General features: G+C 72.9%; 13 protein-coding genes. 7 read left to right on the forward strand and 6 right to left on the reverse strand.

Annotated features, from left to right (window positions below; translation table 11 throughout):
• Nucleotides 1-101: 101 nt before the first annotated feature.
• Nucleotides 102-1931, forward strand: coding sequence for a gamma-glutamyltransferase (ggt, locus tag ACULK4_RS16860; protein ID WP_445963548.1), 1830 nt, complete (start codon nucleotides 102-104; stop codon nucleotides 1929-1931).
• Between the two features lie 53 nt (nucleotides 1932-1984).
• On the opposite strand, the gene fgd is transcribed toward ggt, so the two are convergent.
• The 6 genes from fgd to cofE (ACULK4_RS16890) all read right to left on the reverse strand — a co-directional run bounded on the left by fgd (nucleotide 1985) and on the right by cofE (ACULK4_RS16890) (nucleotide 7315).
• Nucleotides 1985-3007, reverse strand: coding sequence for a glucose-6-phosphate dehydrogenase (coenzyme-F420) (fgd, locus tag ACULK4_RS16865; protein ID WP_445963549.1), 1023 nt, complete (start codon nucleotides 3005-3007; stop codon nucleotides 1985-1987).
• On the reverse strand, nucleotides 3004-3723 hold the full coding sequence (cofC, locus tag ACULK4_RS16870) for a 2-phospho-L-lactate guanylyltransferase (RefSeq protein WP_445963550.1): 720 nt from the start codon (nucleotides 3721-3723) through the stop codon (nucleotides 3004-3006). The genes fgd and cofC overlap by 4 nt, the downstream gene beginning before the upstream one ends.
• Nucleotides 3720-4568, reverse strand: a complete 849-nt coding sequence (cofE, locus tag ACULK4_RS16875; RefSeq protein ID WP_445963551.1) for a coenzyme F420-0:L-glutamate ligase — start codon at nucleotides 4566-4568, stop codon at nucleotides 3720-3722. Before cofE (ACULK4_RS16875) ends, cofC begins: the two co-directional genes overlap by 4 nt.
• A complete protein-coding gene (locus ACULK4_RS16880; protein WP_445964137.1) occupies nucleotides 4565-5557 on the reverse strand; it encodes a TIGR03557 family F420-dependent LLM class oxidoreductase in 993 nt (330 codons plus the stop codon). Before ACULK4_RS16880 ends, cofE (ACULK4_RS16875) begins: the two co-directional genes overlap by 4 nt.
• 160 nt (nucleotides 5558-5717) lie before the next feature.
• Nucleotides 5718-6551: an FCD domain-containing protein gene (locus ACULK4_RS16885; protein WP_501043329.1), complete on the reverse strand. Its 834-nt coding sequence runs from the start codon at nucleotides 6549-6551 to the stop codon at nucleotides 5718-5720.
• Nucleotides 6552-6562: 11 nt separating this feature from the next.
• Nucleotides 6563-7315 carry a coenzyme F420-0:L-glutamate ligase gene (cofE, locus tag ACULK4_RS16890; RefSeq protein ID WP_501043392.1) on the reverse strand — a complete coding sequence of 251 codons (753 nt, stop codon included), beginning with the start codon at nucleotides 7313-7315 and terminating at the stop codon, nucleotides 6563-6565.
• Nucleotides 7316-7448: 133 nt separating this feature from the next.
• Between cofE (ACULK4_RS16890) and ACULK4_RS16895 the strand changes: the two genes are divergently transcribed.
• The 6 genes from ACULK4_RS16895 to ACULK4_RS16920 all read left to right on the forward strand — a co-directional run bounded on the left by ACULK4_RS16895 (nucleotide 7449) and on the right by ACULK4_RS16920 (nucleotide 12796).
• Nucleotides 7449-7820 carry a hypothetical protein gene (locus ACULK4_RS16895; RefSeq protein ID WP_445963554.1) on the forward strand — a complete coding sequence of 124 codons (372 nt, stop codon included), beginning with the start codon at nucleotides 7449-7451 and terminating at the stop codon, nucleotides 7818-7820.
• A 55-nt stretch (nucleotides 7821-7875) separates the two neighbouring features.
• Nucleotides 7876-8391, forward strand: coding sequence for a DUF6328 family protein (locus ACULK4_RS16900; protein ID WP_445963555.1), 516 nt, complete (start codon nucleotides 7876-7878; stop codon nucleotides 8389-8391).
• 120 nt (nucleotides 8392-8511) lie between these two features.
• A complete protein-coding gene (locus ACULK4_RS16905; protein ID WP_445963556.1) occupies nucleotides 8512-10032 on the forward strand; it encodes a cell wall-binding repeat-containing protein in 1521 nt (506 codons plus the stop codon).
• A gap of 79 nt (nucleotides 10033-10111) precedes the next feature.
• The gene (locus ACULK4_RS16910) at nucleotides 10112-10951 is read left to right on the forward strand and encodes an exodeoxyribonuclease III (protein ID WP_445963557.1); all 840 of its coding nucleotides are present in this window, start codon (nucleotides 10112-10114) and stop codon (nucleotides 10949-10951) included.
• Between the two features lie 46 nt (nucleotides 10952-10997).
• Nucleotides 10998-12338: a serine/threonine-protein kinase gene (locus ACULK4_RS16915; RefSeq protein WP_445963558.1), complete on the forward strand. Its 1341-nt coding sequence runs from the start codon at nucleotides 10998-11000 to the stop codon at nucleotides 12336-12338.
• The gene (locus ACULK4_RS16920; protein ID WP_445963559.1) at nucleotides 12335-12796 is read left to right on the forward strand and encodes a hypothetical protein; all 462 of its coding nucleotides are present in this window, start codon (nucleotides 12335-12337) and stop codon (nucleotides 12794-12796) included. Before ACULK4_RS16915 ends, ACULK4_RS16920 begins: the two co-directional genes overlap by 4 nt.
• Nucleotides 12797-12805: the final 9 nt, after the last annotated feature.

The raw sequence follows: 12805 nt of genomic DNA on the forward strand, positions 1-12805 counted from the left end.
CGGGCGAACCCACAGGATGGATGGCGCGCGAGCATTGCCGCGCGCACCGGACGGGGCTAGGGTGCGGACCACTGTTGTCACCAGTTCGGGGGGTACTTCTGATGATCGAACTCGTCCGCCGCCGGTCCGCCATGCGCGCATCGGCCCTCGTCATCGCCGCGGGGGTGTCGTTCGGCGCCGCCGCCGTGGCGACGCCGGCCTCCGCCGCGCCACCGGTCGCCGGAGTCGCGACCGCGCGCCCGGCGCCGCCGGCGCCGTCCACGTCGACGGGATACGGCGGCGCCGTGTCATCCGTCGACGCCGAGGCGAGCCGCATCGGGCTCGAGGTGCTGCGCAAGGGCGGCAACGCGGCCGACGCGGCCGTGGCCACGGCCGCGGCGCTCGGCGTGACCGAGCCGTACAGCGCCGGCATCGGCGGGGGCGGCTACTTCGTGCACTTCGACGCCGAGACGGGCGAGGTCACGACGGTCGACGGCCGCGAGACCGCGCCCGCGGCCATGGAGAGCGACGCGTTCATCGATCCGGCGACCGGGTCGCCCTACTCGTTCGCGAACGCGGTGTCGTCCGGTCTCTCGGTCGGCGTGCCGGGCACGGTCGCGACCTGGGAGGCGGCGCTCGAGGAGTACGGCACGGAGTCCCTGAAGGAGATGCTGAAGCCGTCCATCCTGCTCGCCACGCGCGGGTTCCGGGTCGACGAGACCTTCGCCGCGCAGACGGCGGCCAACCAGGCCCGGTTCGCGCAGTTCCCGGCGACGGCCGAGTTGTTCCTCCCTGGCGGCGCGCCGCCGGAGGTGGGCTCGACGTTCCGGAACCCCGACCTGGCGAAGACGCTCCGCGAGATCGCGCTGCGCGGCACCGACGCGTTCTACGAAGGAGTGATCGCCGAGGAGATCGCCGCCCTCGTGCAGGACCCGATCACGACCGACGACGCGGAGCTGCCCGCCTACCCGGGCTTCATGACCGCCGACGACCTCGCCGGCTACGAGGTGCTCCTGCAGGACCCGACACACGTCGAGTACCGCGGCCTCGACGTCTTCGGCATGGCGCCGTCCTCGTCGGGCGGCACGACCGTGGGCGAGTCGCTGAACATCCTCGAGAACTTCGAGCTCTCGCCGGATGACCCGGGGCAGGCGCTGCACCTCTACCTCGAGGCCACCGCGCACGCATTCGCCGACCGCAACGCCTACGTCGGCGACCCCGCCTTCGTCGACGTCCCCACCGAGACGCTGCTCAGCCAGGAGTTCGCGGACTCGCGTGCGTGCGAGATCGACCCCGAGCAGGCGTCGGTCCGGCCCGTGGCGCCCGGCGACCTCGACGCGACCGGGTGCGAGGTCGCGGCTGCCGCGGCATCCGTCGACCAGGGCATGTCGACCACCCACCTGTCGGTCGTCGACCGCTGGGGGAACGCCGTCGCCTACACGCTCACGATCGAGCAGACCGGCGGCTCGGGCATGACGGTCCCCGACCGCGGGTTCCTGCTGAACAACGAGCTGACCGACTTCAGCTTCGTGCCGAACCCGGACGACCCGAACATCGTCGAGCCCGGCAAGCGGCCGCGCTCGTCGATGTCGCCGACGATCGTGCTCGACGACGGCGAGGTCCGGTACGTGGTGGGCTCGCCCGGCGGATCGACGATCATCACGACGGTCGTGCAGATCCTGCTGAACCGCATCGACCTCGGGATGGACCTCGCCGAGGCGGTCGCGGCGCCGCGTGCGACGCAGCGGAACACGGTCGCCACCCTCGCCGAGGCGGACTTCATCGCCGAGTACGCCGACGACCTGGCGCCGTACGGCCAGGGCCTCTCCGCGACGGGCGAGATCGGCGCGGCCGCGACGATCGAGGTCGACGACGACGGGCTCATGATCGCGGTCGCGGAGCCGGAGCGGCGCGGCGGCGGCACGGGGCTGGTCGTCGAGCCCGCGGACTGACCGATCCGGTGGTCGAGTAGGCCGGGGCAGCCTGCTCGACCACCGGACTCCCGCTAGCCGCGAGCGCGCAGGCGCGGCGCGAGGTCGCGCTCGAACAGCTGCAGGAACCGGCGCTGGTCGTGACCGGGCGCGTGGAACACGAGGTGGTTGAAGCCCCAGTCGATGTAGTGGCCGATCTGCTCGACGACCGCGTCCGGGTCGGTGCCGACGATCCAGCGCTTGGCGATCTGCTCGATCGGCAGCGCGTCGGCGACCCGCTCCATCTCGACGGGGTCGTGGATGTCGTGCTTCTGCTCCTTCGAGAGCGACAGCGGCGACCAGAAGTGCGTGTTCTCGAGCGCGGCCTCCTCGGTCTCCTCGTAGGACAGCTTGATCTCGATCATGTGGTCGAGGGCTGAGTAGTGGCGCCCGCCGGCCTCGGCGCCCTCCTTCACCGCGGGGAGCAGCTGGTCGACGTAGAGCTCGGGCCCCTTGCCCGAGGTGCAGATGAACCCGTCGCCCGCGCGGCCGGCGTACTTCGCGACGGTCGGCCCGCCCGCGGCGATGTAGATCGGCACGCCGCCCTCGGGCTTGTCGTAGATCGACGCATCGTGCGTGGAGTAGTACTCGCCCTCGAAGCTGACCTGGTCGTCGCCCGTCCACAGGGCGCGCATGAGCCGCACGGCCTCGCGCAGGCGCGCGAACCGCTGGCGGAAGTCGGGCCAGTCCTGCTTCCCCGCGCCGCGGAATCCGGTCGCGATCTCGTTCAGTGCCTCGCCCGTGCCGAACCCGGCGATGACGCGGTCGGGGTAGAGCACGCCGAGCGACGCGAACGCCTGCGCGAGCACGGCCGGGTTGTAGCGGAACGTCGGCGTCATCACGCTCGTGCCGATCTTCACGGTCGACGTGCGCTCGCCGACGGCGGCCATCCACGTGAGCGAGAACGGCGCGTGGCCGCCCGTGTGCCGCCACGGCTGGAAGTGGTCGCTCGTCCACACGGACTCCATGCCGTGCGCTTCGGCGGCGACGGCGATCTCGACGAGCTCGCGCGGGTCGAACTGCTCGGCGCTGGCCTTGTATCCGAGGGTCAGGGTCACGATGCTGCCTTCCTGTCTGCGCCGACGGGCGCGGTCGATGGGTCGAGCGGATGCCGCGGCGCGGGCGCTGCGACGAGGTCGGGGAGGGTGCGCACCACCGCGGCGGTCCGCGGTCCGACGCCGAGCGCGACGGCCTCGCGGAGCTCGGCGGCCGTGTCGACGTCGCGCCGGAGGCCGGGGGCGATCGCGGCGGGAACCTCGAGGACGAGGTCGGCGAACCCGGCGCCGGCGTGCCGCACGGCCGAGTCCGCGCCGAAGTGCGCGGTCAGCGGCTCGCCCGCGCGCGCCGTCGCAAGGGTCGTCCCGGTGCCATCGGCGTCGGGCACGAAGGCGAGCGGATGCCGCGCCGCCGCCTCGAGCGCGGCGTCGAGGTCGGCCGCCCGCATCGCGGGCACGTCGCCGAGCAGCACCGCGACCGGTGGGGAGCCGGTGAGGGCGACGGCGATGCCATGGGCGATCGCGGCGGACAGGCCACGCGGACCGACCTCGGGCACGACCTCGACGCCGGGCGTCTCCCGCAGCGCGAGCTCGATCGCGGGTTCGTCGGACACGACGACCACGCGCGCCACCGAGCTCGCGGCGAGTGCTGCGTCGATCGTGTCGAGCGCGAATGCCCGCGCGAGCGCCGCGCGCTCGGCGGCCGACAGCTCGGGCGCGAGCCGCGTCTTCGCGCCGCTCAGCGACTTCACCGGCACGACGACGGTCCAGCCCGTCACGACGAGACCCGCTCGCGTCCGCCCGCGCCGAGCGCGGCCGCGAACCCCTCGGCGAAGCCGATCGACTTGCCCGCCGAGTACCCGGCCGAGCGACCGGCGACCATGCCGTGGGCGATCGCCTCGTCGGTCCCCATCCGGAACAGGTCGCGCTCGGATGGGCGCACGATCGAGCGCGCGCCGGGCAGGTCGAGCGACCCCACGATCCGGCCGAGACCGGACACCACGGCCACGGGCCATCCACCGGCCTTGCCCTTCACGAGGTCGCCGGCGGCAGCGAGCTCGTCCGCCACGCACGGCATGGTGACCGAGAGCGGCTTGCCCGCGGCATCCGTCGTGCCCCTCAGGTCATCGAAGACCTGCACGCCCGCCGCGCCGATCGCCACGTCGGTCTGGCCCTCGCGCCACGGGCGACCGAGGGTGTCGCTGAGGATGACGCCCACGTGCGCGCCGGTGCGCGAGCGGAGGCCGGCCGCGATCGTGCGGGCCGACGCGTCGGGGTCGACCGGGAGCAGGAGCACGGTGCCGTCGTCGGTGTTGCTCGCGTCGACGCCGGCCGCGGCGGCGACCATGCCGAGCCGGTTCTCGACGATGCGGGTGACGCCGTCGGCGTGGGCGCGGGTCGCGACCACGCGCACGGTCTCGTCGGTGATGGCGCGTTCCCGGTCGCGCGCGCGGACGATCCGACCCTCCGCCTTCGAGACGACCTTCGAGGTGACCACGAGGATGTCACCGTCGACGAGCGTTCCGCCGGCGGCCGTGACGATCACCTCGACGAGATCGTCGCCCGGACGGATCTCCCCGATGCCCGCCAGCACCCGCACGCCGAACCCCGCCGCGATCGTCATGCGCGCAGCCCCGGGAGCACGTCGCGGCCGAACACCTCGAGGAACTCCGCCTGGTTGCGGCCGACGTTGTGCAGGTAGATGCGGTCGAACCCGAGGTCGAGGTGCCGCTGGATGTGGGCGCGGTGCAGATCGGGGTCGGACGAGACGAGCATGCGGCCCGCGAAGTCCTCGGGGCGCACGGTCCGCGCGAGCTGCTCGAACTCGAACGGCGAACGGATGTCGCTGCGCGAGAATCGCATGCCGCCGATGGGCCACTCCGTGAGGGCGTTGCGCATGGCCTCGTCGTCGGTGGGTGCCCACGACACGTGCAGCTGCAGCATGCGGGGCATGGTGCTCGCGTCACGACCGGACTCGCGAGCGCCCTCCGCGAAGCGCGCGACGAGCGCGGCGAGGCGGTCGTAGGGCCCGCCCGTGGTGATGAGGCCGTCGGCGACCCTGCCCGCGCGACGCGCGGTCACGGGCCCCGCGGTGGCGACGAGGATCTTCGGCGCGACCTTCGGCATGGTCCAGAGTCGGGTGGTCTCGAGGGTGAAGAACTGCCCGCGGTGCCGCGTCTCCCGACCGGCCATCGACGCCGTGAACAGCTTTCGGATGACCTCGACGGCCTCGAACATCCGCGCGATGCGCTCGTGCGCCTCCGGCCAGTACTGTCCGACCACGTGCTCGTTCAGCGCTTCGCCCGATCCGATGCCGAGCCAGTGCCGGTCGGGGTACATCGAGGCGAGCGTGGCGCTCGCCTGCGCGACGACTGCCGGGTGCGTGCGGAAGGTCGGCGTGGTCACGCCCGGGCCGAAGTCTCCGGCCGTTCGCGCGCCGATCGCGCCGAGCACGCTCCAGACATGGCCGGCCTGGCCGAGCTGCGGCAGCCAGGGCTGGAAATGGTCGGTGGCCATGACCCCGGAGAAGCCGTTGCGCTCGGCGAGTTCCGCGTATCCGACCGCGTCGGATGGAGGGAACTGCTCGAGCATCGCGGCGTAGCCGATGTGCATTGACACCCCTCCATCCTGACGCGTCGTCGCAGTGCTGTCATTCGGAGCCGGTCGGCCCGAACGGCGGGTCCACCTCCCGCACTTCCATCATGTCGGATACTGGATCCAAAATGCAAGCGATACGGAAGAAGCGTCATCCGGACGGATGCGGGTGCCGCGCTCAGGCCTTCGGCGCCCGCCGCCGCTTGGGAGCGGGTGCATCCGCCGGCGACTCGGCGTCGAGAGCTTCCAGAACCCCGTCGCGGACTCCCTCGAGGTGATGACGCAGCAGCGCCACGGCGGGTTCGACCTCTCCCGCCGCGACGGCATCGGTGAGCTCGCCATGCGAATGCTGGTGCCCGTCGTTCCCGACCAGGCGGCGGCCGAGCATGTACCGGCCGACCTTCAGGCGGAGCTGCTCGATGAGCTCCCACTGGATCGGGTGCCGGGCCGCGTCGTAGAGCTCCGCGTAGAACTCGGTTCGGGCGTCCACGAACCCGGCGCCTTCCTGCTCCTCGTCCGCGATCCGCCCGAGTTCCCGCAGCCGGTCGAGCCGCGCCTCGGTCATGTCCCCCATCGACAGCCGCAACGCCTCCGTCTCGAGCAGGATCCGGAGGTGGTACACCTCGCGCGCCTGATCCGCCGAGAGCGACCTCACGACCGCCCCGCGGCGATCGTGGAACTCGACGAGTCCGTCGGCCTCGAGCTGGATGAGGGCGGAACGCACCGGGAGGCGCGACACCCCGATCAACTCGGCCAGGGTCTCCTGGCGCAGCTTGTGCCCGGGGGGCAGCGTGCCGTCCAGGATCGCGTCGCGGAGGATGTCGTAGGCCATCGTGCCGACCGATCGATAGCCGGTCGCGTGCCTGCCGGCAAGCTGAGCGAGCGCCTGCTCGGGGCTGGCGCCCCCGGCGGACCTGTCGGGTTCGCGTACCGTCATGGGTCCCGAATGTATCGGAAAGATCACGACGTAGGCGCGCTTTGGATCCAGAATTCGAGATTTCTGCGGGGTCATCCCGCGAAAGCTCAGCCTCCGCGCAGCGGTCCCTCGGCCTGCGCCTCGTCGAAACCGGCGCGATAGCCCTCGTCGTACGCCTCCTCCGCGCCCTGCCGGAACATGTCGCGATCGGCGGGGCGCACGATCGTGCGCGCGCCCGGCAGGTCGAGGTCGCCGACGAGATGCCCCAGGCCGCGCACGACGGCGACGGGCACGCCGGCGGACTTGCCCTTCACGAGCTCGGCGGCGCCGGCGAGCTCGTCGGCCACGCACGGCATCGTCACGGCGAGCGGCTTGCCCGCGGCATCCGTCTGCCCCCGCAGGTCGTCGAAGACGTGCACGCCGGCCGCGCCGATCGCGACGTCGGTCTGGCCTTCGCGCCACGGCCGGCCGAGCGTGTCGGACACGAGCACGCCGACCTGCGCGCCGGTCAGCGCACGGATGCCGGTCGCGAGCGCCCGCGCGGACGCGTCGGGGTCCACGGGAAGCAGCAGCACCGTGCCCTCGGGCGCGTTCGACGCGTCGACGCCGGCCGCGGCCCCGATCACGCCGAGCCGGTTCTCGACGATGCGCGTCACGGAGTCGCCCGTGATCCGGGTCGCGACGACCCGCACGGTCTCGTCGGTGATCGCCCGCTCGCGGTCGTCGGCGCGCACGAGTCGGCCCTCCGCCTTGGAGACGATCTTCGACGTGACGACGAGGATGTCGCCGTCGACGAGCGGCTCGGCCAGCGCGTCGACGATCAGCCCGGCGAGATCGGCCCCCGCGGCGATCTCGGGCATCCCCTCGACGCCTTCGATGCTGTATCGCACGTTGCACCCCTCCCGCTCGACCCCTCCTCACATCTTGGCAGCAGGCGCGCGCGCTGTCAGACTGCGCGCGGGGGCGCCGAGCCGCGGCGCGGGAGGAGGGACGATGACCGGAACCGCTGCGCCGACACGGCGACCCGTGATCGTGTGGGACCTCGTGCTCACCATCGTCCTGCTGGTGCTCATGACCGTCGGCGGGCTCGCCCTGGCGTTCTTCGCATTCCTGCTCCTCGCCTTCGGCGGCGACTCGTGCGGCGCGTCGGCGACCTGCGACTACGACGTGATGACCACCGGCGCGTTCGCGGCCATCGGCGGCGTCGTGCTCGTGGGACTCGTCGCGCTCGTCGGGGCGATCGTCATGCTGGTGCTGCGGCGCATCGCATTCTGGATCCCGCTCGCCGGCATCGTCCTCATGATCGCCGCGTTCTGGATCGGCGCCTCGATCAGCGGCTCGGGCGTGCGGCCGCTGTCGGGCTGAGCGCCCGGGCGCAAGGGACTGTGCCGAGCGGATGACGCGGCAGTAGCATCCGCTCATGACGAGTGATTTCGGGACCGACCCGCTCACGGAGGAGGGGGACCCGCGCGAGTACCGCAATGAGACTCCAGGTGAGCGACTCGACCGCAAGTGGGCCGACATCCTGCAGGAACTCCGGGTCGTCATGACCGGCACGCAGCTCATCACGGGATTCCTGCTCGCGGTGGCCTTCCAGCCGAAGTTCGACGAGTTGGATCGCAGCGAGGTGATCCTGTACCTCGTCCTCGTGGTCCTCGCGACGACCGCGACCATGCTCGGACTCGCGCCCGTGATCCTCCACCGCGAGCTCAGCGGACAGAAGCAGAAGGAGCGCGTGGTCCGCATCGCCAACATCCTGCTCCTCACGCTCCTCGTGGTGGTGTCGCTCGTGGCCGCGGGCGTGGCGATGCTCATCTTCGACGTCACGGTGAGCCGGCCGGCGGGCATGATCGCGGGCGTGATCGCACTCGTGCTGCTGCTGGTCTTCTGGATCGTCGTGCCCAGGATCGGCAAGCGCGAGCCGCGGAGGCGCTGAGAGAACGGTCGCCGGAGCCTCCCCCGTTCGGGGAGTCTGGCGCGCCGGGTCGCCGGGCCACTAGCATCAGCACGCGGTCCGACCGGATCGCACCCCCGAGATGACCCGAACGGATCCCCCATGGCCCCTGCGCCCATGGCCGGGCTGCGCCGCGCCACCGTGCTCGCCGCAACCCTGGCCCTCCTCGGGGCCGGCATCGCGCCGGCCCACGCCGAAGAGACCCCCGACCTGACCGCACCGCCGCTCGTCGATGCGCCCGCCGACACCCCGTCCGAGGTGCCCGACGGGCTTCGCGCCGAGGTGCCCGAGGACGCCCCGATCGCCTTCCTCGGCTCGGCTCCCGCCGCGACGTCCGACGGCCTCCGCACGGCCGACGCGCAGGTCTCCGCGGATGCGTCCGGCACCGGCAGCATCAGCGGCGTGCTGACCTACTGGTACGCCGGCGCGGGCGGCTACTCGCTCACCACGGGCGCCATCGACGCGCACCGCTGGGACGAGGCGCTCGGCGACTACGTCTTCACGGCGACCGCCGCAGCCGGCCCGAACGGCGCCTACACCCTCACGGGCCTGCCCGCCGGCTCGTACCTGCTCCTCGCGTACGACACCATGGTCGACGACCCGCGCGGGATCCCGGAGTTCTATCCCGACGCGCAGGCGCTCTCGTGGGCCGAGCTGGTCGTCGTCGGCGACGGCGAGGCCGTGACGGGGATCGACGAGGAGCTCGAACCGCTCCTGAAGGGCCGGATCGCGGGGCAGACCCGCTACGAGACGGCCGTCGCCGCCTCGCAGTCCGGCTTCGGGGAGGGCGTCGAGTGCGTGTGGATCGCGAACGGCCTGGCCTTCCCCGACGCGCTGAGCGCCGGCCCGGCGGCGGCGCACTGCGGCGGTCCCCTGCTGCTCGTGCCCGGCACGTCCGTCCCGCCCGCCGTGGCCGCCGAGCTCGAGCGCCTGCAGCCGAAGAAGATCGTCGTGGCCGGCGGCACGGGCGCGGTCTCGGCGGGCGTCGAGACGACGCTCCGCTCGTTCGCGCCGACGTTCGAGCGTTACGCGGGCGTCGACCGCTACGACACGTCGCGGAAGATCGTCGCCGGCGCGTTCGGGTCGTCGGACGGCCTGTGGGTCGCATCCGGCGCGAACTTCCCCGACGCGCTCTCGGCGAGCGGAGCGGCGGCGGCCGCCGGCATCCCCGTGCTGATCGTGCCCGGGACGGCGGCGTCGCTGGATGCAGCCTCGACCGCGGCGATCACGAACCTCGGCGCAGTCGACGTGGCGATCGCCGGCGGCACCGGCGCGGTCTCCGGCGGCATCGCTGCCGGCATCGCCGCGATCCCGTCGGTCGAGTGGGTGGACCGCTTCGGCGGCCTCACCCGGTACGAGACGGCCGACGCCATCACGGCGGCGGTGTGGGACGGCAGCTGGGCGATCTACGCGTTCCTCGCGAGCGGTTCGAACTTCCCCGACGCCCTCGCGGCCGCGCCGCTCGCGGGCTGGGTCGGGGCGCCGCTGTTCATCACGCCCGACAGCTGCGCGACCGCCGACACGCGGGGACTCATCGAGTACCTCGGCGTCGCCGAGGCCTTCGTGATGGGCTACTACCAGCCCCTGTACTACAACGGCTGGGAGCCCTTCCGGGCCTGCTGAGCCGGCACACGATCGACGGGCGCGACTCCTCCGGGGGGCGCGCCCGTCGGCGTCTGCGGCCGACCCTAGGCTTGATCCCATGCGCATCGCCACCTGGAACGTCAACTCGATCCGCACCCGATACGGCCGTGTCGTCGACTGGATGGTGCGTGAGGACGTCGACGTGCTCGCGATGCAGGAGATCAAGTGCAAGCCCGAGCAGTTCCCGCACGAGGCGTTCGAGGCCGCCGGGTACGAGGTCGCGATCCACGGGTTCGACCAGTGGAACGGCGTCGCGATCGCGAGCCGGCTGCCGATCGAGGACGTGGCGACCGAGTTCCCCGGCATGCCCGGCTTCCTGAAGGGCCGGGAGGGTCCCGACCTGCCCAAGGAGGCGCGGGCGATGGGCGCGACCGTCGAGGGCGTGCGCGTGTGGAGCCTGTACGTGCCGAACGGCCGCTCGCTGGGCGACCCGCACTACACCTACAAGCTCGACTGGCTGGCTGCGCTCGCCGAGCACGCTCGCGCGGAGACGACCGCGCACCCCGAGCGCCCGTTCGCGCTCATGGGCGACTTCAACATCGCCCCGTTCGACGACGACAACGGCGACCCCGCGGTCGTCGTCGGCGTCACGACGCACGTCTCGCCGGCGGAGCGAGCGGCGTACTTCGCCCTCGAACAGGCGGGCGTCGCCGACGTCGTCCGCCCGCTCGTGCCGTCGGGGTACACGTACTGGGACTACAAGCAGCTGAAGTTCCCCCGCAACGAGGGGCTGCGCATCGACTTCATCCTCGGCTCGGCGGCGTTCGCCGATGCCGTCACGCACGCCTCGATCCACCGGAACGAGCGCAAGGGCGACGCGCCGAGCGACCACGTGCCCGTGCTGGTGGAGCTCGACCTCGCCCGTGAAGACGAGGACCTGCCCATGATCTTCGGCTGACGCAACCCCGGTCGCGCTCTCAGGCATCGCCGCTACCCTTCGTGTGATGGAGTCCTCCACCGAACACCGCCCGGAGCCGGTGCCGTCGGCCGCCGGCACGGCGGACCCGCTGATCGGCGCGACCCTCGACGACCGCTACCGGATCGAGGGGCTGATCGGCCGCGGCGGCATGGCCGCGGTCTACCGCGCCGAGGACCTCGCCCTCGGCAGGCGCGTCGCGGCCAAGGTGTTCTCGCCCGCGACCGAGGGAATCGACGACGCCGACCGGCGGAAGTCCGAGACGGCGCTCCTCGCGAGCCTCACCCATCCCTCGCTCGTCACCCTGTACGACGCGGCGAAGGACCCGGGCACCCACCGCGAGTTCCTGGTGATGGAACTCGTCGAGGGCCGCGACCTCCGCGAGATCCTGCGCTCGGGGCCGATCCCGCGCGAGGAGACGGCTCGCATGCTGGCCGACCTCGCCGAGGGTCTCCACGTGATCCACTCGCGCGGCATCGTCCACCGCGACGTGAAGCCGGCGAACGTGCTGCTCGCGCCCGCGCACCTTCCGACCCGGCGGTGGAACGCGAAGCTCGCCGACTTCGGCATCGCGCGCCTGCTCGACGAGTCGCGGCTCACCGCCACCGGTCGCATCATCGGCACGCCCGGCTACCTCAGTCCCGAGCAGGTGCGGGGCGAGGCGCTCGGCAGCGCCGCCGACATCTACTCGCTCGGCCTCGTCGTGCTCGAGGCGCTGACCGGGGTGCAGGCGTTCCCCGGCCCGGCGCTCGAGTCCGCGAGCGCGCGGCTCGTCCGCGACCCCGAGGTCCCGTCGGTGCTCGGCCCGGACTGGGTCGACCTGCTCACCGCGATGACGGCACGCGAGGCCGGCGACCGGCCCACCGCGCTCGACGTGGCGCTCGCGGCGCAGTCGCTCGACATCACGATCGCGTCCGGAGACCCGACGCCGGGCGCCGGTGCCGAGCCGGGCACCGCCACCGGCGCAGGCGCCACGGCGATGACGTACCCGCCCGGCACGCTCGGCGACACGCACGTGCTGCCCGCGACCCGCGTCGGCGCCGGGTCCACGCCACCCGCGACCGACGGCGACGATGATGCCACCGCCGCCACCCGTGTGCTCACGCGCCCCCCTGAGCCCCGGGCCGATCCCGTGCCCGACCGAAGCCTCGCGGCATCCGCTGCCGACGCGTGGCGCCGACGGCCGGCCTGGCTGCTGTCCGGCGCCGTGATCGCGGCGGCCGCGCTGCTGCTCGCCGGGCTCATCCCCACCGTGGTCGGCGGCCTCGCGTCCGATGCGGAGCCCGCCCCGTCGCCCACGCCGCTGCCGAGCGTGCCCGGCCAACTCGGCGAGCACCTGCAGGAACTCGATGAGGCGGTCACGCCGTGAGCTCGCGGATGCGCACCGCGCTGGCCGCGGCATCCGTCGCCACCGTGCTCGGACTGGCCGGCTGCGCCGCCGAACCGGAGCCGGACCTCACGGCCGTCCAGGCGCAGGCGTTCCGCTCGCAGGTGGTCGCGATCGCCGACACCTCCTCACGGGGCGAGTACGCGAATGCGCTCGTCGCCCTCGACGCGCTCCAGGCGGAAGTGGACCGTGCCGCGGCCGATGGCGAGCTCGACGGAGAGCGCGAGCAGCGTATCCGCGACGCCATGGCGCTCGTCCGGGCCGACCTCGAAGCCGCCATCGCCGCGATCCCTTCCGAGCCCGAGCCCGCGCCCGCGCCCGCGCCGGCGCCCGAGCCCGAACCCGCGCCGCCCCCGGCCGACGACGGCGGTGACGACGACTCCGGCCCGGGCAACAGCGACCAGGGCAAGGACAAGGGCAAGGGCAAGGACAAGCCCTGAGCCCGCGCC

The sequence above is a fragment of the Agromyces selenitireducens genome, from assembly GCF_052748465.2.

What these genes read in the sequence shown, in the direction of transcription:
- ggt (WP_445963548.1), top strand. Translation starts at nt 102, where the DNA reads ATGATCGAACTCGTCCGCCGCCGGTCCGCCATGCGCGCATCGGCCCTC.
- cofE (WP_445963551.1), bottom strand. Translation starts at nt 4,568, where the DNA reads ATGACGATCGCGGCGGGGTTCGGCGTGCGGGTGCTGGCGGGCATCGGG.
- ACULK4_RS16880 (WP_445964137.1), bottom strand. Translation starts at nt 5,557, where the DNA reads ATGCACATCGGCTACGCCGCGATGCTCGAGCAGTTCCCTCCATCCGAC.
- ACULK4_RS16885 (WP_501043329.1), bottom strand. Translation starts at nt 6,551, where the DNA reads ATGACCCCGCAGAAATCTCGAATTCTGGATCCAAAGCGCGCCTACGTC.
- cofE (WP_501043392.1), bottom strand. Translation starts at nt 7,315, where the DNA reads ATGCCCGAGATCGCCGCGGGGGCCGATCTCGCCGGGCTGATCGTCGAC.
- ACULK4_RS16895 (WP_445963554.1), top strand. Translation starts at nt 7,449, where the DNA reads ATGACCGGAACCGCTGCGCCGACACGGCGACCCGTGATCGTGTGGGAC.
- ACULK4_RS16900 (WP_445963555.1), top strand. Translation starts at nt 7,876, where the DNA reads ATGACGAGTGATTTCGGGACCGACCCGCTCACGGAGGAGGGGGACCCG.
- ACULK4_RS16905 (WP_445963556.1), top strand. Translation starts at nt 8,512, where the DNA reads ATGGCCCCTGCGCCCATGGCCGGGCTGCGCCGCGCCACCGTGCTCGCC.
- ACULK4_RS16910 (WP_445963557.1), top strand. Translation starts at nt 10,112, where the DNA reads ATGCGCATCGCCACCTGGAACGTCAACTCGATCCGCACCCGATACGGC.
- ACULK4_RS16915 (WP_445963558.1), top strand. Translation starts at nt 10,998, where the DNA reads ATGGAGTCCTCCACCGAACACCGCCCGGAGCCGGTGCCGTCGGCCGCC.